25 protein-coding genes are annotated in these 25,619 nt (G+C 54.7%); 9 read left to right on the top strand and 16 right to left on the bottom strand.

Annotated features, from left to right (window positions below):
* The first annotated feature begins 20 nt into the window (after window positions 1-20).
* The 4 genes from potA to potD are packed head-to-tail and all read left to right on the top strand — an operon-like array spanning window position 21 to window position 3,822.
* Window positions 21-1,157, top strand: coding sequence for a spermidine/putrescine ABC transporter ATP-binding protein PotA (gene potA, locus P0H77_RS09605; RefSeq protein WP_276164681.1), 1,137 nt, complete (start codon window positions 21-23; stop codon window positions 1,155-1,157).
* Entirely contained in the window at window positions 1,141-1,998 is an 858-nt protein-coding gene (potB, locus tag P0H77_RS09600) for a spermidine/putrescine ABC transporter permease PotB (RefSeq protein WP_276164680.1), read from the top strand. The genes potA and potB overlap by 17 nt, the downstream gene beginning before the upstream one ends.
* Window positions 1,995-2,774, top strand: coding sequence for a spermidine/putrescine ABC transporter permease PotC (gene potC, locus P0H77_RS09595; protein WP_176917230.1), 780 nt, complete (start codon window positions 1,995-1,997; stop codon window positions 2,772-2,774). The genes potB and potC overlap by 4 nt, the downstream gene beginning before the upstream one ends.
* A gap of 1 nt (window position 2,775) precedes the next feature.
* Entirely contained in the window at window positions 2,776-3,822 is a 1,047-nt protein-coding gene (gene potD, locus P0H77_RS09590) for a spermidine/putrescine ABC transporter substrate-binding protein PotD (protein ID WP_276164679.1), read from the top strand.
* Window positions 3,823-3,863: 41 nt separating this feature from the next.
* Here potD and cobB read toward each other — a convergent pair whose 3' ends face one another.
* From cobB to lolC, 5 genes are read right to left on the bottom strand one after another with little or no spacing between them, the layout of a single operon-like run.
* Entirely contained in the window at window positions 3,864-4,682 is an 819-nt protein-coding gene (gene cobB, locus P0H77_RS09585; RefSeq protein ID WP_276164678.1) for a Sir2 family NAD+-dependent deacetylase, read from the bottom strand.
* Window positions 4,683-4,684: 2 nt separating this feature from the next.
* Entirely contained in the window at window positions 4,685-5,608 is a 924-nt protein-coding gene (gene nagK, locus P0H77_RS09580; protein WP_276164677.1) for an N-acetylglucosamine kinase, read from the bottom strand.
* A gap of 17 nt (window positions 5,609-5,625) precedes the next feature.
* Window positions 5,626-6,870 carry a lipoprotein-releasing ABC transporter permease subunit LolE gene (gene lolE, locus P0H77_RS09575; protein WP_276164676.1) on the bottom strand — a complete coding sequence of 415 codons (1,245 nt, stop codon included), beginning with the start codon at window positions 6,868-6,870 and terminating at the stop codon, window positions 5,626-5,628.
* Window positions 6,870-7,571: a lipoprotein-releasing ABC transporter ATP-binding protein LolD gene (gene lolD, locus P0H77_RS09570; RefSeq protein WP_276164675.1), complete on the bottom strand. Its 702-nt coding sequence runs from the start codon at window positions 7,569-7,571 to the stop codon at window positions 6,870-6,872. The genes lolE and lolD overlap by 1 nt, the downstream gene beginning before the upstream one ends.
* A complete protein-coding gene (lolC, locus tag P0H77_RS09565) occupies window positions 7,564-8,763 on the bottom strand; it encodes a lipoprotein-releasing ABC transporter permease subunit LolC (RefSeq protein WP_276164674.1) in 1,200 nt (399 codons plus the stop codon). The genes lolD and lolC overlap by 8 nt, the downstream gene beginning before the upstream one ends.
* Window positions 8,764-9,025: 262 nt before the next feature.
* On the opposite strand from lolC, the gene mfd reads away from it, so the two are divergent.
* On the top strand, window positions 9,026-12,472 hold the full coding sequence (gene mfd / locus P0H77_RS09560) for a transcription-repair coupling factor (RefSeq protein ID WP_276164673.1): 3,447 nt from the start codon (window positions 9,026-9,028) through the stop codon (window positions 12,470-12,472).
* A gap of 70 nt (window positions 12,473-12,542) precedes the next feature.
* Here the strand turns inward: mfd and bhsA are convergent, their stop codons facing one another.
* Window positions 12,543-12,800: a multiple stress resistance protein BhsA gene (gene bhsA / locus P0H77_RS09555; RefSeq protein WP_276164672.1), complete on the bottom strand. Its 258-nt coding sequence runs from the start codon at window positions 12,798-12,800 to the stop codon at window positions 12,543-12,545.
* A gap of 238 nt (window positions 12,801-13,038) precedes the next feature.
* Here bhsA and P0H77_RS09550 point away from each other — a divergent pair, with 238 nt between their 5' ends.
* A complete protein-coding gene (locus P0H77_RS09550) occupies window positions 13,039-13,674 on the top strand; it encodes a TetR/AcrR family transcriptional regulator (RefSeq protein ID WP_276164671.1) in 636 nt (211 codons plus the stop codon).
* Between the two features lie 58 nt (window positions 13,675-13,732).
* On the opposite strand, the gene P0H77_RS09545 is transcribed toward P0H77_RS09550, so the two are convergent.
* The 8 genes from P0H77_RS09545 to hinT form a co-directional block, all read right to left on the bottom strand.
* Window positions 13,733-14,272: a glycine zipper 2TM domain-containing protein gene (locus tag P0H77_RS09545; RefSeq protein WP_276164670.1), complete on the bottom strand. Its 540-nt coding sequence runs from the start codon at window positions 14,270-14,272 to the stop codon at window positions 13,733-13,735.
* Between the two features lie 271 nt (window positions 14,273-14,543).
* Window positions 14,544-15,848, bottom strand: a complete 1,305-nt coding sequence (locus tag P0H77_RS09540; protein WP_276164669.1) for an NAD(P)/FAD-dependent oxidoreductase — start codon at window positions 15,846-15,848, stop codon at window positions 14,544-14,546.
* A 235-nt stretch (window positions 15,849-16,083) separates the two neighbouring features.
* Window positions 16,084-16,626, bottom strand: coding sequence for an alpha/beta hydrolase YcfP (gene ycfP / locus P0H77_RS09535; protein ID WP_103678050.1), 543 nt, complete (start codon window positions 16,624-16,626; stop codon window positions 16,084-16,086).
* A 33-nt stretch (window positions 16,627-16,659) separates the two neighbouring features.
* Window positions 16,660-17,685, bottom strand: a complete 1,026-nt coding sequence (gene nagZ / locus P0H77_RS09530) for a beta-N-acetylhexosaminidase (protein WP_276164668.1) — start codon at window positions 17,683-17,685, stop codon at window positions 16,660-16,662.
* A 2-nt stretch (window positions 17,686-17,687) separates the two neighbouring features.
* Complete coding sequence (thiK, locus tag P0H77_RS09525) at window positions 17,688-18,518, bottom strand: thiamine kinase (protein ID WP_276164667.1); 831 nt, start codon at window positions 18,516-18,518, stop codon at window positions 17,688-17,690.
* Window positions 18,499-19,146: a penicillin-binding protein activator LpoB gene (lpoB, locus tag P0H77_RS09520; protein WP_276164666.1), complete on the bottom strand. Its 648-nt coding sequence runs from the start codon at window positions 19,144-19,146 to the stop codon at window positions 18,499-18,501. The genes thiK and lpoB overlap by 20 nt, the downstream gene beginning before the upstream one ends.
* A 21-nt stretch (window positions 19,147-19,167) precedes the next feature.
* Entirely contained in the window at window positions 19,168-19,545 is a 378-nt protein-coding gene (locus P0H77_RS09515) for a YcfL family protein (RefSeq protein WP_276164665.1), read from the bottom strand.
* A gap of 5 nt (window positions 19,546-19,550) precedes the next feature.
* On the bottom strand, window positions 19,551-19,907 hold the full coding sequence (hinT, locus tag P0H77_RS09510; RefSeq protein ID WP_276164664.1) for a purine nucleoside phosphoramidase: 357 nt from the start codon (window positions 19,905-19,907) through the stop codon (window positions 19,551-19,553).
* A 64-nt stretch (window positions 19,908-19,971) separates the two neighbouring features.
* On the opposite strand from hinT, the gene P0H77_RS09505 reads away from it, so the two are divergent.
* From P0H77_RS09505 to P0H77_RS09495, 3 genes are all read left to right on the top strand, one after another.
* Complete coding sequence (locus P0H77_RS09505) at window positions 19,972-20,109, top strand: hypothetical protein (protein ID WP_276164663.1); 138 nt, start codon at window positions 19,972-19,974, stop codon at window positions 20,107-20,109.
* Between the two features lie 144 nt (window positions 20,110-20,253).
* Window positions 20,254-22,443, top strand: coding sequence for a ferric-rhodotorulic acid/ferric-coprogen receptor FhuE (gene fhuE / locus P0H77_RS09500; RefSeq protein WP_276164662.1), 2,190 nt, complete (start codon window positions 20,254-20,256; stop codon window positions 22,441-22,443).
* Between the two features lie 151 nt (window positions 22,444-22,594).
* Complete coding sequence (locus P0H77_RS09495) at window positions 22,595-23,023, top strand: hypothetical protein (protein ID WP_276164661.1); 429 nt, start codon at window positions 22,595-22,597, stop codon at window positions 23,021-23,023.
* Window positions 23,024-23,086: 63 nt separating this feature from the next.
* Here the strand turns inward: P0H77_RS09495 and ptsG are convergent, their stop codons facing one another.
* Together ptsG and P0H77_RS09485 are read right to left on the bottom strand one after the other, a co-directional pair.
* Window positions 23,087-24,520, bottom strand: a complete 1,434-nt coding sequence (ptsG, locus tag P0H77_RS09490; protein WP_276164660.1) for a PTS glucose transporter subunit IIBC — start codon at window positions 24,518-24,520, stop codon at window positions 23,087-23,089.
* Window positions 24,521-24,820: 300 nt separating this feature from the next.
* Window positions 24,821-25,609, bottom strand: coding sequence for a metal-dependent hydrolase (locus P0H77_RS09485; RefSeq protein ID WP_276164659.1), 789 nt, complete (start codon window positions 25,607-25,609; stop codon window positions 24,821-24,823).
* Between the last annotated feature and the right edge of the window lie 10 nt (window positions 25,610-25,619).

The raw sequence follows: 25,619 nt of genomic DNA, 5'->3' as shown, positions 1-25,619 counted from the left end.
CAGCTTCCCGGTACGTCTACATGGGACAGAGTCATAAATTGAATACACAACCGCGTTCGCTTTCACCACTGGTGCAACTGGCGGGAATTAATAAAAGCTTTGATGGTAAGAAGGTTATCGCAGATTTTAACCTGACCATCAACAACGGCGAATTCCTTACCCTCCTTGGCCCCTCTGGCTGCGGTAAAACAACCGTTCTGCGCCTGATTGCCGGGCTGGAAAATGTCGATACCGGCCGCATTCGTCTGGAAGATCTGGATATTACCGATGTTCCGGCTGAAAATCGCCACGTCAATACCGTCTTTCAAAGCTATGCGCTTTTCCCGCATATGACCGTTTTTGAAAACGTGGCATTTGGTCTGCGGATGCAAAAAACGCCTGCCGCTGAAATCACGCCCCGCGTCACCGAAGCGCTGCATATGGTGCAACTCGAAGAGTTTGCCCAGCGCAAACCACACCAGCTCTCCGGCGGACAACAGCAGCGCGTGGCTATCGCCCGCGCGGTGGTCAACAAGCCTCGCCTGCTGCTGCTGGATGAATCGCTTTCCGCGCTGGATTACAAGCTGCGCAAGCAGATGCAGAATGAACTTAAAGCCCTTCAGCGCAAGCTCGGGATCACCTTTGTCTTTGTCACCCACGATCAGGAAGAAGCCCTGACCATGTCAGACCGCATCGTAGTGATGCGCGACGGGCGCATTGAGCAGGACGGCACGCCGCGTGAAATTTACGAAGAGCCGAAGAACCTGTTCGTCGCCAGTTTCATTGGCGAAATCAATATATTTAATGCCACGGTCATCGAGCGTCTCGACGAACGCCGCGTGCGTGCCAGCGTTGAAGGCCGGGAATGTAATATCGACGTCAACTTTGCCGTCGACAAAGGCCAGAATCTGAACGTCCTGCTGCGCCCGGAAGATCTGCGCGTTGAAGAGATTAACGACGGCAGCGAGGTCGAAGGGCTGGTAGGTTACGTACGCGAGCGTAACTACAAAGGCATGACCCTGGAGTCCGTGGTCGAGCTGGAAAATGGCAAGATGGTGCTGGTCAGTGAGTTCTTCAACGAAGACGATCCGGATTTCGATCACTCACTGGATCAGAAAATGGCGATTAACTGGGTAGAGAGCTGGGAGGTTGTACTGGCTGATGAAGAACACAAGTAAATTCCAGAATGTGGTGATTGCCACTATCGTTGGTTGGCTTGTGTTGTTTGTTTTTCTGCCCAACCTGATGATCATCGCCACCAGCTTCCTGACTCGCGACGACGCGAACTTCGTTAAGCTGGTCTTTACGCTGGACAACTATGCCCGACTGGTCGACCCGCTCTATTTTCAGGTGCTGCTGCACTCCTTGAATATGGCGCTGATCGCCACCGTCGCTTGCCTCGCACTGGGCTATCCGTTTGCCTGGTTCCTGGCGAGGCTGCCGCAAAAGGTGCGTCCGCTGCTGCTCTTTTTGCTGATTGTTCCTTTCTGGACCAATTCGCTGATCCGCATCTATGGCCTGAAGATTTTTCTCAGCACCAAAGGCTATCTGAACGAGTTTTTGCTGTGGCTGGGCGTTATTGAAACCCCCATCCGAATTATGTTTACCCCCAGCGCGGTGATTATCGGCCTGGTGTATATCCTGCTGCCGTTTATGGTGATGCCGCTGTACTCCAGTATTGAGAAGCTGGATAAACCGTTGCTGGAAGCAGCGAAAGATCTGGGCGCTAATAAAATGCAAACGTTCGTACGCATCATTCTGCCGCTGACCATGCCGGGTATTATTGCCGGTTGTCTGCTGGTGATGCTGCCAGCGATGGGGCTGTTTTACGTTTCAGATCTGATGGGCGGCGCGAAAAACCTGCTGATCGGTAACGTCATTAAGAGCCAGTTCCTCAATATTCGCGACTGGCCGTTCGGGTCTGCCACCAGCATTACCCTGACGGTAGTGATGGGACTGATGCTGCTGGTTTACTGGCGTGCCTCGCGCCTGCTGAATAAGAAGGTGGAACTGGAATGATCGGTCGACTGCTGCGCGGCGGTTTTATGTCCGCCATCTATGCTTATTTATATATTCCGATCATTATTCTGATCGTGAACTCCTTTAACAGTTCGCGCTTCGGTATCAACTGGCAGGGTTTTACCACCAAATGGTATAGCCTGCTGGTAAATAATGACAGCCTGTTACAGGCGGCACAGCATTCGCTGACCATGGCGGTGTTTTCGGCAACCCTGGCGACGCTGATTGGCTCATTGACTGCCGTGGCGCTGTATCGCTACCGTTTTCGCGGCAAGCCTTTCGTTAGCGGGATGCTGTTTGTCGTGATGATGTCGCCGGATATTGTAATGGCGATTTCCCTGCTGGTGCTGTTTATGATGCTGGGGATCGAGCTGGGATTCTGGTCGCTGCTCTTTTCGCATATCACTTTCTGCCTGCCCTTCGTGGTGGTGACGGTCTATTCACGCCTGAAAGGGTTTGATGTGCGGATGCTGGAAGCGGCGAAAGACCTGGGGGCCAGCGAGATGACGATCCTGCGTAAAATCATTCTGCCGCTGGCAATGCCCGCGGTAGCCGCTGGCTGGTTGCTCAGCTTTACCCTGTCGATGGATGACGTTGTGGTATCGTCGTTTGTGACCGGTCCGGCCTATGAAATTCTGCCGCTGAAAATTTATTCGATGGTCAAAGTTGGCGTATCACCTGAAGTGAATGCGCTGGCGACGATTTTACTGGTTTTGTCGCTGGTTATGGTGATTGCCAGCCAGCTTATTGCACGTGATAAAACAAGGGGACGTTAAGATGATTAAATGGTCACGCCACCTGCTGGCTGCGGGCGCACTGGCCTTCGGCATGAGCGCCGCCCACGCCGACGACGCCAAAACGCTGTATTTCTACAACTGGACCGAGTATGTACCGCCGGGCCTGCTGGAGCAGTTCACCAAAGAGACCGGGATTAAGGTTATCTATTCGACCTATGAGTCGAATGAAACCATGTATGCCAAACTGAAGACCTATAAAGACGGCGCGTACGATCTGGTGGTCCCGTCCACCTATTTCGTCGATAAAATGCGCAAAGAAGGGATGATCCAGAAGATCGACAAATCCCAGCTTTCCAACTTCAAAAATCTCGATCCGGAAGTGCTGAATAAACCATTCGATCCGAATAATGACTACTCCATTCCTTACATCTGGGGCGCGACCGCGATTGGTATTAACAGCGACGAAGTCGATCCGAAAAGCGTGACCAGCTGGGCCGACCTGTGGAAACCGGAGTATAAAGGCAGTCTGCTGCTGACTGATGACGCACGCGAAGTCTTCCAGATCGCTCTGCGCAAACTCGGTTATTCCGGCAATACCACCGATCCTAAAGAGATCGAAGCCGCCTATAAAGAGCTGCAAAAGCTGATGCCAAACGTCGCCGCGTTCAACTCCGACAACCCGGCCAACCCGTATATGGAAGGCGAAGTGAACCTGGGGATGGTATGGAACGGCTCAGCCTACGTCGCCCGTCAGGCGGGGACGCCGCTGCAGGTAGTCTGGCCGAAAGAAGGCGGTATTTTCTGGATGGACAGTCTTGCCATTCCGGCTAACGCGAAAAACAAAGAAGGCGCGCTGAAGCTGATCAACTTCCTGCTGCGCCCGGACGTGGCGAAAGAAGTGGCGGAAACCATCGGTTATCCGACGCCTAACCTCGCCGCGCGCAAGCTGCTGAGCCCGGACGTCGCGAACGATAAAACGCTTTATCCGGATGCTGAGACCATCAGCAAGGGTGAGTGGCAGAACGACGTCGGCGACGCCAGCGCGATTTACGAGCAGTATTATCAGAAGCTGAAAGCGGGACGTTAATAACCGTCAGGCGGAGCAACCCGCTCCGCCTGAAAAGTGCTTTATAAACCTTTCAGCATTTTCTCCACAAACGCCGGCACCACTTCGCTCGCCAGCCCGTAATGCTTCTCTTCAAACTCGCTACCGACCTGGCTGGGTTCGAGATTCAGCTCTACCGTATGCGCGCCGTGTAAGCGGGCTTCGTGGACAAAGCCCGCCGCCGGGTAAACGTGCCCGGAAGTGCCGATGGCGATAAAAACATCCGCCATTGCCAGCGCGCTGTAAATTTCGTCCATGCCGAGCGGCATTTCACCGAACCATACTACGTGCGGGCGCAGCGGCGCGGGAAACTGGCAGCAGTGGCATTTATCGTCCGGCGTGACGTCACCGGTCCACTCCAGCACCTGCCCGCTCCACGAGCAGCGGACTTTCAGCAGTTCGCCGTGCATATGCACGATATGTTTATTACCCGCGCGCTCATGCAGATTATCAATATTCTGCGTCACCAGCAGAAAGCGATCGCCGAGCGCCTCTTCAAGCTTAGCCAGCGCCAGATGAGCCGCGTTTGGCATAATTTCAGCCTGCTGAAGCTGCCGACGACGGGCGTTGTAAAATGCCTGAACCAGCGCGGGATCGCGGGCGAAACCTTCCGGCGTCGCCACGTCTTCGACCCGATGCTCTTCCCATAAGCCATCCGCCGCACGAAAGGTGCGGATCCCTGACTCGGCTGATATTCCGGCACCGGTCAGAACCACGACTCTTGGTTTATCCATCTCTTCTGGCACCCTGTCTCTGAAGAAAATGCGTTGACGCAGACGCTCGCGCAGTCGGCGTTTGTTACGGCGAAAACGGCTTAATCGATGTAGGCGGCGCGACTGCATAATTACCTCTGGGGTGTGTCAGTAAGATGGAGGAACGCCGCGCCGCGCATTCCTCCTGCATCACCGTGCCGTGCGCGCTCAATACGCGGCACGCTGGCTACCGGTAACAAATGGCGCGGTAAACGCGCCGCGAGTCCTTCAGCTATAGCACTAAAGTTAGACAATCCACCGCCGATCACCACTAAATCAGGATCGATAATTGTCAGGATATTACCGAGGCATACCGCCAGCAGGTCAAGGTAACGCTCCACGTGCTGACGCGCGTTCTCGTCGCCCTGTTGCCAGAGGCGTACAATCTCCTCGCCATCAAGCGGCTGATGATAATAATGCTGATATAGCCAGGCAAAACCACGGCCGGAGAGATAATTTTCAATGCAGCCAATCTGGCCGCAGCCGCAGCGACGTAGCGGGAAATCTAAGCCCATCAGGGTAAATGCATCGACCGGCAGGCGAATATGACCAAACTCACCGGTGATGTAACTGCGCCCGGTGATGGGCTTGCCGTTGATGACCAGGCCACCGCCGACGCCGGTCCCGAGGATCAGACCCATTACCAGCGGATACTGAATAAATTCGTCATCCCAGGCTTCGGAAAGCGCAAAGCAGTTAGCGTCGTTGTCCAGACGCACATCGCGGTCCAGCAACCGACTGAGATCGGCGCGCAGCGGTTTGCCGCTGGCGGCGGGCACGTTGGCGGCATAAAGCGTGCCGCCATCGGTTTCCGGCATACCGGGAATGCCAATGCCGACCGTACCTTTACAGGCGAAACGGGCATCTGCTTCAGCGACCAGCCCGGTGACCGCCTGTAAAAAGGATTCATAACTGTCTCGTGGGGTGGCGATGCGCTTTTCCCATTGCAGATGTCGCTTATTATCGAAAACGCCCAGCGCAATCTTACTGCCACCAATATCAAATCCGTAATACATCGCCACTCCTTTTGAAATTATTGCCCGCTTAATACCCTTGCAGGATCAATGTTACTCGCGCGTCGCGCCGGATACCAGCTTGCCAGCAGGCTCAACAGCAGCGCCGTCACCAGAACATATAGCACGTCCAGCCAGTGTAATTCTGACGGCAGGAAGTCAATAAAGTAAATATCGCCGGACAGGAACTGATGGCCGATCAGCTTTTCGATGTACTCAATAATCGCTGTCAGCTGTAACGCGCCAATCACGCCGATAACTACCCCGATAAGGCTGCCAAAGAGCCCGGCGAGCAGTCCGTACCAGACGAAAATCGCGCGGATCAGGCCGTCTTTCGCGCCGAGGGTGCGCAGAACCGCGATGTCGCTGCTTTTGTCTTTTACCGCCATTACCAGGGTGGAGACGATATTAAAACAGGCCACGCCGATCACCAGAATCATCGCCAGGTACATAATGGCGCGGATCATCTGAATATCGCGATACATATAGCCGTAGGTCCCTACCCAGCTTTTGATATAGACGTAATCATTGGTTACTTCACCCGCCGAGCGCACCAGCGCCGGCGCGTTAAAGACGTCGTTGACCTTCAGCGCAATGCCGGTCACGCTGCTGCCCATCTCCAGATACTGCTGCGCATCCTGCATTGGGATCATTGCGAAGCTGTGATCGAGCTGACCGCTAAGTTGCAGAATGCCGGTGACGTGGAGGCGGATACGTTTTGGCTGGAGCAGCTTATGATCGGCGCTGGCGTTGGGGATCATAATCGAGACTGAATCGCCCTGCTTCACATGCAGCGCGTCGGCAACGCCTTTGCCAATAATAATCTGCTGTTCGCCCGCCTTAAAATTAGCCCAGGCATTGCCCTGCACGTACTGGGGCAGCGCGCTAAGACGGCTTTCCTGCTGCGGATCGACGCCCTTCACCTGAATCGCGCGGATATTCGCGCCGCTCTCGACCAGCCCGGTGAAATCGACGTAAGGCGCGGCAGCGACAATACCGGGCACTTTTTCAATTTTGCTCAGCTTGTCGTTCCAGCCGTTCCACGGCTGATTTACCGGCTCGATCTGGCCGTGCGGCACCACCGCTAAAATACGGTTGTTCAGCTCACGCTCAAAACCGTTCATCGCGCTCAGGCCGATAATCAGCACTGCGACACCCAGCGCAATGCCGATGGTAGAAATAATCGAAATCAGCGATACCATGCCGCTACGGCGGCGGCCACGGCTAAAACGCAACCCGATAAGAAGGGATAAAGGCGAGGCCATTAATCAGCTCCCATCAGGCTCAGTTCGGTATTCAGGTGACCATCCCGCATCTCCAGCTGGCGGGACATCCGCCGTGCCAGTTGCAGGTCGTGGGTCACCACCAAAAATGCGGTGCCCTGCGAGGCGTTCAGCTCGCCAAGCAGCTGGAAAATACTGTCGGCGTTACGCGCATCCAGGTTCCCGGTTGGCTCATCGGCCAGCACCAGACGCGGGTTATTCACCAGCGCACGGGCAATCGCCACGCGCTGACGTTCGCCGCCGGATAATTCAGACGGACGGTGGCTGGCGCGATGATCGAGTCCCACCGCTTTCAGCATATCCCGCGCGCGCTGGTTGATCTCCGCCGGACGCTTTTTGCCGATCAGTAGCGGCATCGCGACGTTTTCCAGCGCGGTAAAATCAGGCAGCAGGTGGTGAAACTGATAGATAAAGCCGAGGTTCTGATTACGAAGTTCCGCTTTTGCCGCCGACGACAGTTTGCTCATCGGCTGACCGCTAAAAATCACGTCGCCGGAGGTGGGCGTATCCAGCCCGCCGAGCAGGTGCAGCAGCGTACTTTTCCCGGAGCCGGAGCTGCCGACAATTGCCATCATCTCCCCTTCGCCCACGCTGAAACTGACATTATGCAACACGTCGGTTTGCACACTGCCTTCCTGATAGCGTTTGCACAGGTTGTCGCATTGCAACAGGATCTTATTCATAACGTAAAGCCTCAGCGGGTTGAGTGGCGGCAGCGCGCCATGAAGGATAAAGCGTGGACAGCAGCGCAATCGCCATCGCCACCAGTGCAATAGCAATCACCTGCAGCGGTTCAATCGCCACCGGCAGCGCCGCGCCGTCCAGAAATGCGCCGATAATCGGCATTAAATTGTTGAGCTGGCTGGCGAGCAGCGCGCCCAGCGCGGCACCCAGCAGCGCGCCGATAATCCCGGCGCTGGCTCCCTGTACCATAAACACCGCCATGATCTGCCGTGGCGTCAGGCCCTGGGTTTGCAGAATGGCAACTTCGCCCTGCTTCTCCATTACCATCAGTCCCAGCGAAGTGATGATGTTAAAAGCGGCGACGGCGACAATCAGACTGAGCAGCAGGCCCATCATGTTTTTTTCCATCCGCACGGCCTGGAATAGCTCGCCTTTACGCTCGCGCCAGTCCTGCCATTTGGTGTCCGGCGGCAATGGTTGTTGACTGAGGGTATCCACCTGTAAAGGTTCGTTAAGCCACAGACGCCAGCCGGTAATATTCCCCGACGGGTAGCGCATCAGGCGTGACGCGTCCTGAATATTGACCAGCATCTGATAGCCGTCGACTTCGCTGTTGGCGGCAAAGGTGCCAATCACCGTAAACAGGCGCTGGCTGGGAATGCGCCCCATCGGCGTAAACTGGCTGGCCGACGGCACCATAATACGCAATGAATCGCCACGATTAAGTCCCAGTTGCCCGGCCAGCTGCTCGCCGAGAATGACGTTGTAGCGTCCAGGCTGCAAATCGGTCTGCTTTACATTAACTAAATACGGCAAGAGCGGATCTTTTTGCGCCGGATCGACGCCCAGCATCACGCCCACCGCCACGCTGCGCGCGCTCTGTAATACCACGTCACCGGTGGTGATGGGCGCAACACGATTTACGCCCTGAAGCGTCACCGCCTTTTCAGGAATTTTTTGCGGGTCCAGCGACCCTTGCGTGGAAGAAAGAATGGCCTGCGGCATCAGCCCCAGAATATTGTTTTGCAGCTCGCGTTCAAAGCCGTTCATGACGGAAAGCACCGTTACCAGCGCCATCACGCCAAGCGTAATACCGATAGTGGAAAGCCATGAGACAAAGCGACCGAAGCGGTCCGCTGCGCGCCCACGCATGTAGCGCAGGCCGATAAATAGTGCGACAGGTTGGTACATGTAATCCGTCTGGTTGCTGTGGCAGAAGAGGAAGTATATAAGCGAAAGCGCACAGCGTAAATGAGGGAAACCGTAAGAGTTCGTCATCGGACCGTCAAAAAGATCTGATAAATCAATTTGCTATTATTGATTCACGCGCGCAGACGCAGATTGATCTACCATTTGCTTATGTAAAATGAACGCGGATAATAATCTGCATTGAGAATCAGCACGTTGTCCCCATATCTTCTGGGCAAACCTATCAGAGACCCCGACACGACCTATGCCTGAACAACACCGTTATTCTTTGCCTGTCAAAGCAGGCGACCAACGCCAACTGGGTGAGTTAACCGGCGCGGCCTGTGCGACAGAGATCGCTGCGATTGTCGAGCGCCATCCAGGCCCGGTGGTGCTGGTTGCGCCCGACATGCAAAATGCCCTGCGCCTGCATGACGAAATCACCCAGTTTACAGATAACCTGGTCATCAATCTCGCCGACTGGGAAACGCTGCCTTACGATAGCTTTTCGCCGCACCAGGAGATCATCTCCTCGCGTCTGTCGGTGCTCTATCAGCTTCCCACCATGCAGCGCGGCGTGTTGATCCTGCCGGTGAATACGCTGATGCAGCGCGTCTGCCCGCACAGTTATCTGCACGGTCATGCGCTGGTGATGAAAAAAGGGCAGCGGCTGTCGCGCGATGCGCTGCGCGCGCAGCTTGAATCCGCGGGCTATCGCCATGTCGATCAGGTCATGGAGCACGGTGAATATGCCACGCGTGGCGCACTGCTGGATCTCTACCCAATGGGTAGTGCTCAACCCTATCGTCTGGATTTTTTTGATGACGAAATCGACAGCCTGCGCCTTTTTGATGCCGATACCCAACGCACGCTGGAAGAAGTCGACGCTATCAACCTGTTGCCCGCGCACGAATTTCCGACGGATAAAGCGGCGATTGAACTTTTCCGCAGCCAGTGGCGCGACAAATTCGATGTGAAACGCGATGCCGAACATATTTACCAGCAGGTGAGTAAAGGGACGCTGCCTGCCGGGATCGAATACTGGCAGCCGCTGTTTTTTAGCGAGCCGCTGTCGCCGCTGTTCAGCTATTTCCCGGCCAGTACGCTGATTATCAATACGGGTGACGTTGAAGGGAGCGCCATCCGTTTTCAGGCTGATGCCCATGCCCGCTATGAGAACCGGGGCGTTGATCCGATGCGCCCCCTGCTGCCGCCAGAACAACTGTGGATGCGCACCGATGAACTGCTCGGCGAGTTAAAACGCTGGCCGCGCGTACAGTTAAAAACCAAGAGTCTGGCCGATAAAGCCGCGTTTACTAATCTGGGCTACCGTACCTTGCCGGACCTGTCAGTACAGGCGCAGCAAAAGTCGCCGCTCGACAATCTGCGTAAATTTCTGGAATCGTTTGACGGTCCGGTAATTTTTTCGGTGGAAAGTGAAGGACGCCGTGAAGCCCTCAGCGAACTGGTGGCGCGGATCAAGCTGTCGCCAAAACGCATCCTGCGGCTGGATGAAGCGGCTGACAAAGGGCGCTACGTGATGATTGGCGCCTCTGAGCATGGGTATATTGATACCCTGCGCAACCGCGCCCTGATCTGTGAAAGCGATCTGCTGGGCGAGCGGGTGGCGCGCCGTCGTCAGGATAGCCGCCGCACCATTAATCCGGACACGCTGATCCGTAACCTCGCCGAGCTGCATACCGGTCAGCCGGTGGTGCATCTGGAACACGGCGTGGGCCGCTACGCGGGCATGACCACGCTGGAAGCGGGCGGCATCACCGCGGAATACCTGATGCTGACCTACGCCAACGACGCCAAACTGTACGTTCCGGTTTCCTCCCTGCATTTGATCAGCCGCTATGCGGGCGGTGCAGAAGAGAATGCCCCGCTGCATAAACTGGGCAGCGACGCCTGGACCCGCGCGCGGCAGAAAGCCGCCGAGCGCGTACGCGACGTGGCGGCCGAACTGCTGGACATTTATGCCCAGCGCGCGGCGAAAAAAGGTTTTGCCTTTAAGCATAACCGTGAACAGTATCAGCTGTTTTGCGACAGCTTCCCTTTTGAGACCACGCCCGATCAGGCGCTGGCGATCAACGCCGTGCTGAGTGATATGTGTCAGCCGCTGGCGATGGATCGCCTGGTCTGTGGCGATGTGGGTTTTGGCAAAACGGAAGTCGCCATGCGCGCCGCTTTCCTCGCGATTGAAAATAATAAGCAGGTGGCGGTACTGGTGCCCACCACCCTGCTCGCCCAGCAGCATTTTGACAATTTCCGCGACCGTTTCGCCAACTGGCCGGTGCGCATCGAAATGCTGTCACGCTTTCGCAGCGCCAAAGAACAGGCGCTCATCCTTGAACAGGCGGCCGAAGGAAAAATCGATATTTTAATCGGCACCCACAAATTGCTGCAGGCGGATGTCAAATGGCGCGATCTGGGGCTGCTGATTGTCGATGAAGAGCACCGCTTTGGCGTGCGGCATAAAGAGCGCATTAAAGCGATGCGTTCTGACGTGGACATTCTGACCCTCACCGCCACGCCGATCCCGCGTACGCTGAATATGGCGATGAGCGGAATGCGCGATCTGTCGATTATCGCCACCCCACCCGCACGCCGTCTGGCGGTGAAAACCTTCGTGCGCGAGTACGATAATCTGGTGGTCCGCGAGGCGATCCTGCGTGAAGTATTGCGCGGCGGGCAGGTCTATTATCTCTATAACGACGTTGAAAATATCCAGAAAGCGGCCGCGCGCCTCGCCGAGCTGGTGCCGGAGGCGCGCATTGCCATCGGTCACGGCCAGATGCGCGAGCGCGAGCTGGAACGGGTGATGAACGACTTCCACCACCAGCGTTTTAACGTGCTGGTGTGTACCACCATCATTGAGACCGGGATTGATATTCCGACCGCCAATACCATCATCATTGAACGCGCCGATCATTTTGGTCTGGCACAGCTGCATCAGCTACGCGGGCGCGTCGGCCGTTCGCATCATCAGGCCTATGCGTGGCTGCTGACGCCGCACCCGAAAGCCATGACCACCGACGCCCAGAAACGGCTGGAAGCCATTGCCTCGCTGGAGGATTTAGGCGCGGGCTTTGCGCTGGCCACCCACGATCTGGAAATTCGCGGCGCGGGTGAACTGCTGGGGGAAGATCAGAGCGGACAAATGGAGACCATCGGCTTCTCGCTGTATATGGATCTGCTGGAAAACGCGGTAGACGCCCTGAAAGCGGGACGCGAGCCGTCGCTTGAGGATCTCACCAGCCAGCAAACGGAGGTCGAACTGCGAATGCCGTCGCTGCTGCCGGATGACTTTATCCCGGACGTTAACACCCGTCTCTCCTTCTATAAGCGTATTGCCAGCGCCAAAAATGAGAATGCGCTTGAAGAGATTAAAGTCGAGTTGATCGATCGCTTTGGTCTGCTGCCTGATGCGGCGCGTAATTTGCTGGATATTGCGGGCCTGCGCCAGCAGGCGCAGCGGCTGGGGATCCGCAAGCTGGAAGGCAATGATAAAGGCGGGCAGATCGAATTCGCGGAAAATAACCACGTTAACCCTGCCTGGCTGATTGGCCTGCTGCAGAAGGAGCCGCAGCATTTCCGGCTTGATGGCCCGACGCGGCTGAAGTTTTTCCAGGATCTCAACGAGCGAAAAACCCGTATGGACTGGGTGCGCAACTTTATGCGCCAGCTTGAGGAAAATGCGATAGCCTGAGCAGGCTCATAAAAAAAGCCCCACGGTAATCACCGTGGGGCTTCCTGTAAATACCAGGCAGAGGGTTATCTTATTTATAAATCACAGCGGTGCCGTGCAGGGTGTTAGGACCACTTACAGAAGTGATGCGGAAAGATTTCGCGCCCATAGCATCCGCTTTTTGCGCCAGCTGATTTTCCAGCGAGCCAAGGTTTGTTCCGGCATCAGCGGAAATCACGCCCGCTTTTTGCTGATTGGCTGGGGTGGACTGCACCTGAACGGCAGCGAAGCTTGCAAAAGAAAGTGAACTCAGTACAGCGGCGGCGATGAGGGTTTTAATGTTTTTCATAATAATGACCTTATGCAGATGAACGGTGGATCACATTTAATTAACGATCGATAGGTAAATCATAAGTGTGATCAATGTCACAGTCAAGTTTATTTTATAACGATCGTTATTAATAAATGAAAACCCTTATCTTTCATTAACATAAGCTTATTAATTTTTTATTGTTTTCAAGGTAGCACCGCGATACATTTATTTTTATAATGGTTATTCACTTAACTGACTCAGGTACAACGGCACCATGACAGCTGACGTTCAAAGTTGCACAAAAAAAAGCCGTGGCCGACCAAAAGTGTTCGACAGGGACGCGGCGCTGGATAAGGCCATGACACTCTTCTGGGAGCACGGGTATGAAGCGACCTCGCTTGCCGATCTGGTAGAAGCGACGGGTGCTAAAGCCCCGACGCTCTACGCAGAATTTATTAACAAAGAGGGCCTGTTTCGGGCGGTACTCGATCGCTATATCTCGCGCTTCGCTGCCCGCCATGAGGCAGCGTTGTTCAACGAGGAACAATCCGTAGAGCAGGCGCTGGAAGCCTATTTCATGGCGGTCGCTACCTGCTTTACCAGCAAAGAAACCCCGGCGGGCTGCTTTATGATTAACACCTCGGCGACGCTTGCCGCCTCGTCAAAAGAGATTGCCCGCACGCTGAAAACCCGTCATGCGCAGCAGGAGCAGACGCTTTGCACGTTTCTGCTTTCCCGACAGCAGCGCGGTGAACTTCCTGAGCAAAAAGATGTTCAGGCGCTGGCGCAGTTTCTGAACTGTATTTTACAGGGCATGTCGATTAGCGCTCGTGAAGGCGCCAGCCTTGAGGATTTGCAGCAGATCATTCGTACTACCTTCTGCCTGTGGCCAAAGATGCTTACCCTATAAGCCACAAAAAAGCCCCTCAGCCTGAGCGATGAGGGGCAAACAGTAGATAACGCTTTTTTTACGCTTTGTTATTCAGGATCAGCTGACCATTATTGTCGAGCGGGATTTGTGTTCCCGGATCGTCTTTCATGCGGATTTTCCCCTGCTGATCGCCGATTTTATAGGTCACATCATAACCAAGCATATTTTCCGATTTGTCGTACACCGTTTTGCAACGCTGCTGCGTGGTGGTGTACGTGTCCGATTCCTGCATTGAGCCCTGGATCTGGTTACCGGCATAGCCGCCGCCCAGCGCGCCCGCGATGGTGGCAATGTCTTTACCACGTCCGCCGCCGAACTGGTGGCCTACAACGCCGCCTGCGACCGCACCAAGCACGGAACCGGTTATACGGTTTTCGTCCTGAACCGGACGTCGGTGCGTGACACTGACGTTACGACACTCTTTACGCGGTGTTTTAACCGTTTCTTTAATCGGCGTTGCCGAAACCACCTGCGCATACTGCGGGCCACGTTCAAAGACGTCCAGACTGGCCACGGCTGCCACACCCAGCGCAGCGGCTACGCCAATCCCTATACCCGCCAACATTGATTTATTCACGGGAGCTCCTCCTTCGTTGCTATTGGTCATAATTTTGCAATCAAGAGGATATTTCGCCAATCAGAACTGCGCCTAAAAACGCGGGATCTGAGGGTAAAGCAGAATGATTCAGAGGAGTCTTAGGGCCATACGCCTGTTTGACAGGATTATATTTTGCCAGAGAGGGAAATTGCCTGATGGCGCTGCGCGTATCGGGTCTACGGGTATTCAGGCTTAGGTTGTAATAATTCACAGGCCGGGCGAGCTTGCGGCGCTCGGCCTGGGGTATGCCTTAGTGCAGTTTAAGACGCGGACGGATCACCCGGTTAATGCTGCCCACCAGCATCATCAGACCGGTTTTAAAATAGCCGTGCAGGGCAATCTGATGCATACGGTATAGCGAAATATATACAAAGCGTGCGATGCGTCCTTCGATCATCATGGAGCCGCGGGTCAGGTTCCCCATCAGGCTACCGACGGTCGAAAAGTTAGACAGCGATACCAGCGAACCATGATCTTTGTACTGATACGCTTTTAGCGGTTTCCCCTTCACCTGCGCCAGGATGTTATGCAGCGCGCAGGTTGCCATCTGGTGCGCGGCCTGGGCGCGTGGCGGGACAAATCCGCCTTCCGGACGAGCGCAGGAGGCGCAGTCGCCGATGGCGTAAATATCAGCATCGCGCGTCGTTTGCAGCGTCGGCTCGACCACCAGCTGGTTGATGCGGTTTGTTTCCAGTCCACCCAACTCTTTCATAAAGTCCGGCGCTTTAATGCCTGCGGCCCAGACCATCAAATCAGCTTTAATATACTCGCCTTCTTTAGTATGCAATCCACCTTCGTCGGCGCTGGTCACCATCGTCTGGGTAAGCACACGCACGCCGAGTTTGGTCAGTTCGTTATGCGCCGCACCCGAAATACGCGGCGGCAGCGCAGGCAGAATACGCTCGCCCGCTTCCACCAGGGTGACATTGATCGCTTCATTGGTCAGCCCTTTGTAGCCGTAGCTGTGGAGCTGTTTCACCGCATTGTGCAGCTCTGCAGACAGCTCAACCCCGGTGGCCCCACCGCCGACAATCGCGATATTGACCTTGCCGTTAGCCCCCAGATTCGCCGAGAACTTGAGGAACAGGTTAAGCATCTCCTGATGGAAACGACGCGCCTGATGCGGATTGTCGAGGAAAATACAGTGCTCTTTAACGCCTGGCGTGTTGAAGTCGTTAGAGGTACTGCCCAGCGCCATGATCAGCGTGTCGTAAGCCAGCTTGCGCTCAGGCACCAGTAATTCGCCTTTTTCATCGCGCAGTTCAGCCAGGGTCAACGTTTTGCTTTCGCGATTAAGATCGATAACCGACCCAAGCTGGAACTGGAAGTGGTGATTTCGCGCATGCGCCAGATAGCTCAGGGCATCCACACCTTCATCCAGTGAGCCCGTCGCCACTTCATGCAGCAGCGGCTTCCACAGGTGGCTGTGGTTGCGGTCGACGAGAGTGATTTTGGCTTTCTTACCTCGCCCTAACTTTTTGCCCAGTTGCGTTGCCAGCTCAAGACCGCCAGCACCACCGCCTACAATCACAATCTTCTTCAATGGTGTAGTCAACGTGACCCCCTAAAATTATTAACCAATTGTTAACTAAAGGTTATGAAAATAACTTTTAGTTAACAACAAGTTACCGCTATGAAATCGTACCACCTCCATGAGAATAACACGTCAGGGTCATTGGTCATACCAAAATTGATGTACATCAAGTTTTGCCGCTGAAAAGATGAACAACTGTAGACACAGGCAAAAAAAAGGGCCAGCCCGTTGGCTGACCCTTTAACTGGTAAAACGATTATCCGAGCGTTTTAAACGCCTTGATACGCTGTAAATGCGGCGAGATATTTTTGAACTTGTGGGTCTGCTCTTCATCCCAGACGATTTCATACCACGGGCACAAAATCTCTGCGCTACGCTGGCTGTTAAGCGCCTCATCCCGACGCGACAGGATCGCCATGCAACGGTCGCGGTTCTTCTCGCGGAAGTTACTGACGCACTTGGTGGCAATATCGGTATATTCTTCCGGGCGATCGATTTTGCCTTCCATATTTTCCGCCGGAAACAGGTTCGGGTTAAATACCACCTGGCGAATATCGCAGAGGAAGCCAATGCGTTCGGCCCAGAAACCGCCAAGCCCGACGCCGCAGATCAGCGGGCGATCGTCCGCATTCAACTGGAGCATCTTGTCGACTTCTTTCAGCAGATGCTGCATATCATGCTTCGGGTGACGCGTACTGTAGCTAATCAGTCGCACATCCGGGTCGATAAACTGCAGCTGCAATACCTTTTCATGGTTGCCCGGGCTGTTTGAGTCAAAACCGTGTAAATAAATAATCATCGCATCCTCACCATACTCTTTATTTCGCAGGGATTAATGGATTGCTTTGTGTTCCTGCCAGCGCTCGTGCAGCTGATTCAGCTGCGCACTTATCGTCTTCCAGCGGGCAGAATCCATCAGTTCCTGACGAGTAAACGTCCCTTTATGATACAATTGCGTAACACGCTGTGCATTGATCGGCGACAGATTATCCAGAACGCTGACCGCTCCTTTACGATTATTGCAGACCAGGATCATATCGCAACCTGCATCCAGCGATGCCTGACCGCGCTCGGCGTAGCTTCCCATGATCGCGGCACCTTCCATCGAAAGGTCGTCAGAAAAAATCACGCCGTCAAAATGAAGTTCACCGCGCAGGACAGTTTTCAGCCAGTGCGCCGACCCACTGGCCGGACGGGGATCGACCTGCGTGTAGATCACATGCGCGGGCATAATGGCGTCGAGACGCTTTTCGTCGATCAGGGTACGGAAGATGGTCATATCCCGGGCGCGAATTTCCGCTTCAGTGCGCGGATCCTGCGGCGTCTCTTTATGCGAGTCCGCGGTCACCGCGCCGTGCCCGGGGAAGTGTTTGCCGGTGGTTTTCATTCCCGCCGCGTGCATACCGTCTATAAACCGGCGGGCCATCGCCAGCGCCTTCAGCGGATCGTCATGATAAGAGCGCTCGCCGATAGCGGCGCTAATATGGCCGACGTCCAGCACCGGGGCGAAACTGATATCGATGTCCATGGCGATCATTTCGCTCGCCATCAGCCAGCCCGCCTCTTCTGCCAGCACGCCGCCCTCTTCCAGACCGTGCAATTCGGCAAAAGACTGGGCGGCAGGCAGGCGGGTAAAGCCCTCGCGAAAACGCTGAACGCGTCCACCTTCCTGATCGACGGCAACCACCAGCCGATGATGCGAGGCGGCACGGATCTGGCGCACCAGCTCGCGCAACTGCGCGGGATCGTGGTAGTTGCGGGTAAAAAGAATTAATCCGCCTACCGACGGATGCGCCAGAATCTCACGCTCTTCCGCATCCAGTTCAAAACCTTCGACATCCAACATTACCGGTCCCACGCTTATCTCTCCTGTATTTTATGTAGCTGTTTCCATGTTTCATCGGCGAGGACGATAAACTGCCCGTCACCGGTTTGCTGCCAGCGGCGCTCATACCAGCCCGCCATCAGCATCAGCACCCACGGGTGCCAGCGTCTGACCTGTCGCCAGAGCAACGACGGCGCGATGCGCGCCGCGGCTGCATATTCATTGACAAGCTGGCGTCTTGCCGCCTGTCCTGTCATCCACACTGCCGCCAGCTCCAGTGCAATATCGCCATCGCCGGCATATTCCCAGTCAATCAGCCGCAGGCCGCCAGGAGTATGCACGATATTACCAGGGTGGACGTCCATATGCAGCGGCGACAGCCGCAATGGCTGCGGTTCGCCGCTGCGCTTTAACCGTTGTAACTGCCTGAGCCAGAACGGCGTGCGCCGCTCGCTGGCGCTGTTCTGCCAGTAATACTCCAGCAGCGGCAATAAAGTTATGCGCCAGCCAAAACGCGGCTGCTGGTGCAGATGATACAGCACCTGCACCAGTTCGGCAGTTGCGGGCAATGTGCTTTTTACCTCACCGGGCAGATAATCAACAACCATCCATCCGCGCGTGTAAAAACACGCCGACGGCGCGAGGGTGGCTGGCAGGCGGCGAAGCGCATGGTACTGGCGCAGAAAGTGAAATTCAGGCGCCAGCGGATCGTGGTGCTGACGCAGCACCCGTCGCTGTATGCCCTTCTCAATGATGCAACTCCCGCCGCCTAACCCGGAGGGGGACTCCGGCGCGACGGGATGATACTGCGGAAAAAAGCGTGACAGTAGCTGGTCACGCGACAGCTTACTGCTGCTGAACCGCACCTTTGCCCGACCAGATAATCTCGCCGGTCTGCACCAGCATCAGCTGCATCTGCAGCGTCGGCGCGTTCACGTTACCCGACGCGTTTGAATACAGCACATAATGCGCGCCAACGTTACGGGCAATGCCAATCGCTTTACTGCGGCTTCCGAGGCTGTCCTGCGGTGATAAGCCAAGCTGCTGTTTTGCCACCGATAACTGCTGAGCGGAAACGAGCGTGAATTTACCGTTGTTAGCCAGCGCATTGCGCAGCGCGTCGGTCGCTTCACTCGCGTTAAGGGAACCATTCGTGCGGTTGTTGACGCTGTCTACCAGCAGGACGCTACCGCTGTTAACGCCGTCCGCCTGGAGCATTTTCCCGGCCAGCGGCTGAATCGCGCTGTTCCAGTCGTAGTGGCGCTCACGCGGTGCCGGTGCGGCCGTATCATCCTGATGCTCAATCGGTCCTGGCTGTTCAGGGATGGTCGGCACCGTCGGCACAACCGGCACCGGCTGCTGCGGCTGGGTCGGTTGCGGCTGCGCGCCCGGCTGGGCGGTGTCCACCGGGGCAGGTTGTTGCTCTTTGGTCACACACCCTGCCAGAAAAATCGCGAGGGCGCTAATCAGCGCGAAACGTCGCATTGTTATCATCAAGGTTACCCCGTTATATTGTTATAAATAGAGATAAAGTCTGACTTTCTCAGCACCCAGTCCCGTCGCCGTTCCAAACAGCGTGACGCCGGAATTACCGGGAATGGTCACACTGCGCGGTGCCTCCAGCGGGTGCATTTCCAGACCCCGACCGTCATACCAGTAAAAACGATAGTGTACGGTAACCGGTTCGCGCCGTTCATTAAACAGAGCAGAGGACGCCATCGCCTGGATATCAGAATTTTTAAGTTCAGGCGGCTGAGCGCTGATCCCGGCGGCCAGCACCGTTGCTTCCATAACCAGCGTTTGGTTATCACCGACCGGAATCTCCGGACGCGGTGAGCTGCAGCCAGCCAGCAGCGCTATCGTCAGCAACGCAGCATAACGTCCTCTTCTCATGATAGTTAGCCTCTATGCGCCAGCATAGGCCCCAACGCGCGGCCACCCAGCAGGTGCATATGGATGTGATATACCTCCTGCCCGCCATGACGGTTACAGTTCAGGATCAGTCGATAGCCATCCTCAGCAATCCCTTCATCGCGAGCAATTTTGCCGGCGACGGTGATCATCCGGCCCAGAGCCTGCTCGTGCGCTTCCGTCACGTCATTCACCGTCGGGATCAGAATGTTGGGGATAATCAGAATATGGGTAGGAGCCTGCGGAGAGATGTCACGAAACGCGGTGACAAGTTCATCCTGATACACGATATCCGACGGGATTTCGCGGCGGATAATCTTACTAAAAATGGTCTCTTCGGCCATGACATTTCCTTAATTCATTATGAGTGCGCAAACCTGACATACAGAATACAACATCCATAAGAGTATGAGCGACTTACTTCAGCTCTTTCAACTTTATCCGACGTTTTCTTTCCCCCTTCTCGTTCAGGCGCTGCTGGTTCAGGCAGAAATCTCGTCGAAACATGCCCCGTGCGATCAAAACAACGTTCTGAAAGCGGCGTAACATCTGTTTACAGCTTGAACATAAATGCGTATATTTCGCATTTGCATTTACATGCGCAAATGCAATTCAGAATTATTACATTGTACTTAATGCTGGCACCGCATCGGCATTAGGGCAAAAAGTAAACATAACAAAGGGTTTAACATGTCTTTCACTCATTCAACCAGGGATGACCAGCATACGCCTGCCACCAGCCCAACTCGTCTGGCCGCCTGCATCGCCTTTGCGCTGATGCCTTCCGCCGTTTTCGCTGCTGATACCAAAAAAGAAGATACCATTGTGGTTGATGCTGCCGCTCAGGCCGCAGCAGACACGCAGGATCAGGATTACAGCGTTAAAGCCAGTACCGCCGGAACGAAAATGATGCTGGTACAGCGTGATATTCCGCAGTCGGTGAGCATTATTAGCGAGCAGCGCATGGAAGATCAGCAGCTGCAATCCCTGGGGGATGTTTTGAGAAATACCACCGGTATTAGCGAGAGCTTTGCCGACTCGGATCGCGCAAGTTATTACGCCCGTGGCTTTGCGATCGACAACTATATGGTTGATGGTATTCCGACCCTGTTTGAATCCCGCTGGAATCTGGGTGATGCCCTTTCCGATACCGCCATCTATGAGCGTATCGAGGTCGTGCGCGGCGCGAACGGCCTGACGACCGGTTCAGGTAACCCCTCCGCCGCCATTAACATGGTGCGTAAACACGCCGACAGCCGTGAGTTCAAAACCAATGTTTCCGCAGAGTACGGTAGCTGGAATAAGCAGCGTTATGTGGCGGATCTCTCTACCCCTCTGACAGAAGATGGTCGAATTCGTGGTCGTATGGTCGCCGGTTATCAGAATAACGACAGCTGGCTTGATAACTACAACCAGAAGAAAAAATTCTTCTATGGCGTCGTGGATGTTGATCTGACTGAGGCTACCCGTTTCTCCGTCGGTTACGACTACCAGGAAACCAACGTTGATAGCCCGACCTGGGGCGGTGCGCCGCGCTGGTATACTGACGGCAGCAAAGTGAATCCAGATCGCCGCTACAGCGCCGCGCCTGACTGGGCCTATAACGATAAAGAGTCGAAAAGGACCTTCGCCACGCTGAATCAGAAACTGGGCGGCGACTGGCAGCTGACCGTTAACGGTACGCACACCGAGATGAACCTCGACAGCCAGCAGCTCTATCTTGACGGGCTGGTAGATAAAACCACCGGGATCATGGTAAGCCCGTATGGCGCATCCTACCCGTATGTTGGCGGCACTGGCTATAACACCGGTAAGCGTAAAGTTGATGCGCTTGATACCTACGCCAATGGCTCGTATGAACTCTTTGGCCGTCAGCATGAACTGATGATTGGCACCAGCTACAGTCGACAAAACAACACCTATTACAGTTCGTGGGCCAATATCGGCGATACCGAACTGGGCAGCTATTATGCCTATGACCAAAACTTCCCTGAAACGGCATGGAACCCGTTAAGCCTTGCGCAAAACGATACCATCCATCAGAAATCGGCCTATATGGCGACCCGTATTTCCCTGGCCGATCCGCTGCACATGATCCTCGGGGCGCGTTACACTAAATACAATCTGGATACGCTGAATCAGCAGCTGGAGAAAAACAATACCTCTCCGTATGCCGGTCTTATTTTCGATATTAACGATACCTGGTCTACCTATGCCAGCTATACGTCGGTCTTCAAACCGCAGACCCAGCGTAATATTGAGAAGAAATACCTGTCGCCGATCACCGGCAACAACTATGAAGCGGGTCTGAAAGGCGACTGGATGAACAGCCGTCTGACCACCTCTCTGGCCGTCTTCCGGATTGAACAGGACCATCTGGCGCAGTCTACCGGGGCCCTTATCCCTGGTACCAGCGGTGAAACAGCCTATAAAGAAGTCGACGGAACGGTCAGTAAAGGCGTGGAGTTTGAAGTGAACGGTGCGCTGACCGACAACTGGCAGATGACCTTTGGCATCACCCGCTACGTGGCTGAAGATGGTGAAGGCGACGCCGTTAACCCGGATCTGCCGCGCACCAGCGCCAAACTATTTACCAGCTATCGTATTCCTGAGCTGCAGGCACTTACCGTGGGCGGCGGCGTCAACTGGCAAAACCACGTCTGGTCTGACGTAGCGGTTCCTGGCGGCACCTATCGTTCAGAGCAAGGCAGCTTCGCGCTGGTCGATTTGTTTGCCCGTTACAACGTCACCAAAGCGTTCTCGGTGCAGGCTAACCTCGATAACCTGTTCGACAAGAAATACGATACCAATGTAAACAGCCGCGGCATCGTTTACGGCGAACCGCGTAACTTCTCCGTTACCGCCAATTACAGCTTCTGATTTCCATCCTTCACAGGGGGCCGCCCGGCTCCCTGCTTTTCAAGCCCTGACTGCCCACCAATTTTTGACATTGTTCCGATTTATATTTTCAGGGGATACTTCCCTGCTCTGACTCATCGTTGTGCAGGGATCAACTTCAACAGGAGAAAACATGTTTCGCTTTATTATGGCTATTCTCGGCTCGTTAATGATTATGCAATCTGCCTTCGCCGATGCGACCCGTCCTGAAATCGCTAAATACGTCAAAGGCTATGAAGGTCAGGAAGGCGTTCAGGTTTGGACGCTGCGTATTGGACCTAAAGAGGCCAACGAATCGTTAGTGCAAATTGCCAATGTTGATAACGCGCTGGATAAGAAAATCATTCGCTGCAAAGTAGAACCGGCAAGCGGCGGCGCCACCAGTTATAAAACGCAAATCGACGGCAAATCGTGGGAGCTTTTGCGGGTTAAAGATGGCTCGGGCGAGCTTTATCTTCCCGGCGAGTCTTCATCAACCTGGGTAGCTTATAGTCAATCGCTATCACAGGAAGGCAATGCCGAGCATTTCCTGACGGATTATCTGGAGCAGGAAGGTAAATAACCTCCCGATCCTGACGTAAAAAAGGCAGCGTTTCCGCTGCCTTTTATCTCCCCAACTGACGGCTTAGCTGTGACGGATATAGTCGTCCATCTCAGTTTTCAGGTTGTCAGACTTGGTGCCGAAAATAGCCTGCACGCCAGAGCCTGCTACCACAACACCTGCCGCCCCGAGACGTTTCAGGCCAGCCTGATCGACTTTAGCCACGTCCGCCACGCTGACACGCAGACGGGTAATACAGGCATCGAGGTTGGTGATGTTGTCTTTACCACCAAACGCGGCTACCAGCGCCGGCGCCATCTCGCTGGTCGCGCCCGCTTTAGCGTCTTCACTTGAGTCTTCACGACCCGGCGTTTTCAGGTTCAGCGCTTTGATCAGTACGCGGAAAATCGTGTAGTACACAATCGCATAGCAGATACCGATAACCGGGAACAGCCACAAGTTGCTGCTGTTACCAGACAGAACCACAAAGTCGATCAGACCATGTGAGAACGAAGTACCGTCACGCATTCCCAGCAGGATACAGATTGGGAAAGCCAGACCGGCCAGAATCGCGTGGATCACATACAGGATCGGCGCAACGAACATGAAGGAGAATTCAATCGGTTCGGTGATGCCGGTCAGGAATGAGGTCAGCGCCGCGGAGATCATGATACCGCCGACTTTCGCGCGGTTTTCAGGCTTCGCAGAATGCCAGATAGCAATAGCAGCAGCAGGCAGACCGTACATTTTAAACAGGAAGCCACCGGACAGTTTGCCCGCGGTCGGGTCACCGGCCATGTAGCGCGGAATATCACCGTGGAATACCTGACCTGCTGCGTTGGTGTATTCACCAATCTGCATCTGGAAAGGAACGTTCCAGATATGATGCAGACCAAACGGCACCAGGCAACGCTCAATGAAGCCGTAGATACCGAAAGCCACTACCGGGTTCTGGTAAGCAGCCCACTGCGAGAAGGTCTGAATAGCCGTGCCGATAGGTGGCCAAATGAAGGAAAGCACGATACCCAGGAAGATCGCCGTCAGGCCAGAAATGATCGGCACAAAACGTTTACCGGCAAAGAAGCCCAGGTACTCAGGCAGCTTAATACGGTAGAAGCGGTTGAACATATATGCCGCAATCGCACCCGCAATAATACCGCCTAATACGCCGGTATCCGCCAGATGTTTAGCCGCGATTTCTTCTGGGGGCAAATGCAACACCAGCGGTGCAACCACAGCCATGGTTTTAACCATGATGCCGTAAGCGACAACGGAAGCCAGAGCAGAAACACCGTCATTATTAGTGAAACCCAACGCCACGCCGATGGCGAAGATCAGAGGCATATTAGCAAAAACAGATCCGCCTGCTTCCGCCATAACGTGCGAAACCACTTCTGGCAGCCAGCTGAAGTTTGCCGACCCGACGCCCAGCAGGATACCTGCAATAGGCAGTACGGATACTGGCAGCATCAGCGATTTACCGACCTTTTGCAGGTTAGCAAATGCATTCTTAAACATAATTGGAGTGCTCCTGAGTATTTGTGCTTTTTTTACGCTTTCGCGCCTGGATGAGGGGGGAGAGCCTCATCGTTAACCAGGCCTCTTAGGGCCTTTATTTATTACACAGAGTAAAATAATTCATACGATTTTTGTTTGACGGCAATCACGTTTCCACCATCAATGATTAGTAACTTTTCATATATTTACAATTTTGATGGCAAAAAAGCGGATTGATCGGCTCCGCCGCCCGTTTTCAGGCGGTGGACTTTACTCGCTTCTGGCATTAATTACGAGCACTAAAAAAATAGAGAATCAGACTTACTGCAGGCGAAGCGGATCGATGTGAAACAGGCTGGCGAAGTTTTGCGTAGTCTGCCGCGCCAGTTGTTCAACCGTCACCCCCTTTAGCACGGCCATATATTCGGCTACATCGCGGGTCATCGCGGGCTGGTTTTCTTTGCCCCGATGCGGAACGGGGGCCAGGTAAGGTGAGTCCGTCTCCACCAGCAAACGATCGACAGGAATGTAGCGCGCGGCGTCGCGCAGCTGTTCTGCATTACGGAAGGTCACGATGCCGGAAAACGAGATATAGAACCCCATGTCCAGCAGCTTGCCAGCCGTTTCACGATCTTCTGTAAAACAGTGTAGTACTCCGCCGCAATCCGTCACTTTTTCCTCACTGAGGATTTGCAGCGTGTCGGCGCGCGCATCGCGGGTATGGACAATCACTGGCTTATTCAGCTCGCGTCCGATGCGGATATGATCGCGAAAAGAGCGTTGCTGCTGCGCTTTGGTTTCTGGAGTGTAAAAGTAATCAAGGCCGGTTTCCCCCATCGCTACCACGCCTTCTTCCGCCGCCAGCGCACGCAGTTCTTCAACGTCATACGCCTCGTCCTGATTAAGCGGGTGAACGCCGCAGGAGAACACCACGTTCGGGCGATCGCCCACCAGCGTGCGCATACCACGATAGCCCGGCAGCGTGGTCGAGACGGCGAGGCAGAATTTCACATCGCGGGCGGCGGCTTTCGCCAGCACGTCATCGACGTCTTTATGCAGGGATTGATAATCAAGGCCATCAAGATGGCAGTGTGAGTCGACTAAAAACATAATGTCTCTC

This window comes from Superficieibacter sp. HKU1 (assembly GCF_029319185.1).
GTDB lineage: Bacteria > Pseudomonadota > Gammaproteobacteria > Enterobacterales > Enterobacteriaceae > Superficieibacter.
The sequence above is the reverse complement of the archived record's forward strand: the minus strand, read 5'-3'. Positions and strand labels throughout refer to the sequence as shown.

Excerpts from the sequence above, each read along its gene's own strand:
- mfd (WP_276164673.1), top strand. The coding sequence starts at position 9,026 with ATGCCTGAACAACACCGTTATTCTTTGCCTGTCAAAGCAGGCGACCAA.
- potB (WP_276164680.1), top strand. The coding sequence starts at position 1,141 with ATGAAGAACACAAGTAAATTCCAGAATGTGGTGATTGCCACTATCGTT.
- lolD (WP_276164675.1), bottom strand. The coding sequence starts at position 7,571 with ATGAATAAGATCCTGTTGCAATGCGACAACCTGTGCAAACGCTATCAG.
- fhuE (WP_276164662.1), top strand. The coding sequence starts at position 20,254 with ATGTCTTTCACTCATTCAACCAGGGATGACCAGCATACGCCTGCCACC.
- lolE (WP_276164676.1), bottom strand. The coding sequence starts at position 6,870 with ATGGCCTCGCCTTTATCCCTTCTTATCGGGTTGCGTTTTAGCCGTGGC.
- lpoB (WP_276164666.1), bottom strand. The coding sequence starts at position 19,146 with ATGATAACAATGCGACGTTTCGCGCTGATTAGCGCCCTCGCGATTTTT.
- bhsA (WP_276164672.1), bottom strand. The coding sequence starts at position 12,800 with ATGAAAAACATTAAAACCCTCATCGCCGCCGCTGTACTGAGTTCACTT.
- P0H77_RS09515 (WP_276164665.1), bottom strand. The coding sequence starts at position 19,545 with ATGAGAAGAGGACGTTATGCTGCGTTGCTGACGATAGCGCTGCTGGCT.
- potA (WP_276164681.1), top strand. The coding sequence starts at position 21 with ATGGGACAGAGTCATAAATTGAATACACAACCGCGTTCGCTTTCACCA.
- P0H77_RS09495 (WP_276164661.1), top strand. The coding sequence starts at position 22,595 with ATGTTTCGCTTTATTATGGCTATTCTCGGCTCGTTAATGATTATGCAA.
- ptsG (WP_276164660.1), bottom strand. The coding sequence starts at position 24,520 with ATGTTTAAGAATGCATTTGCTAACCTGCAAAAGGTCGGTAAATCGCTG.
- cobB (WP_276164678.1), bottom strand. The coding sequence starts at position 4,682 with ATGCAGTCGCGCCGCCTACATCGATTAAGCCGTTTTCGCCGTAACAAA.
- hinT (WP_276164664.1), bottom strand. The coding sequence starts at position 19,907 with ATGGCCGAAGAGACCATTTTTAGTAAGATTATCCGCCGCGAAATCCCG.
- nagK (WP_276164677.1), bottom strand. The coding sequence starts at position 5,608 with ATGTATTACGGATTTGATATTGGTGGCAGTAAGATTGCGCTGGGCGTT.
- P0H77_RS09505 (WP_276164663.1), top strand. The coding sequence starts at position 19,972 with ATGAGCGACTTACTTCAGCTCTTTCAACTTTATCCGACGTTTTCTTTC.
- potD (WP_276164679.1), top strand. The coding sequence starts at position 2,776 with ATGATTAAATGGTCACGCCACCTGCTGGCTGCGGGCGCACTGGCCTTC.
- lolC (WP_276164674.1), bottom strand. The coding sequence starts at position 8,763 with ATGTACCAACCTGTCGCACTATTTATCGGCCTGCGCTACATGCGTGGG.
- P0H77_RS09550 (WP_276164671.1), top strand. The coding sequence starts at position 13,039 with ATGACAGCTGACGTTCAAAGTTGCACAAAAAAAAGCCGTGGCCGACCA.
- P0H77_RS09485 (WP_276164659.1), bottom strand. The coding sequence starts at position 25,609 with ATGTTTTTAGTCGACTCACACTGCCATCTTGATGGCCTTGATTATCAA.
- potC (WP_176917230.1), top strand. The coding sequence starts at position 1,995 with ATGATCGGTCGACTGCTGCGCGGCGGTTTTATGTCCGCCATCTATGCT.
- ycfP (WP_103678050.1), bottom strand. The coding sequence starts at position 16,626 with ATGATTATTTATTTACACGGTTTTGACTCAAACAGCCCGGGCAACCAT.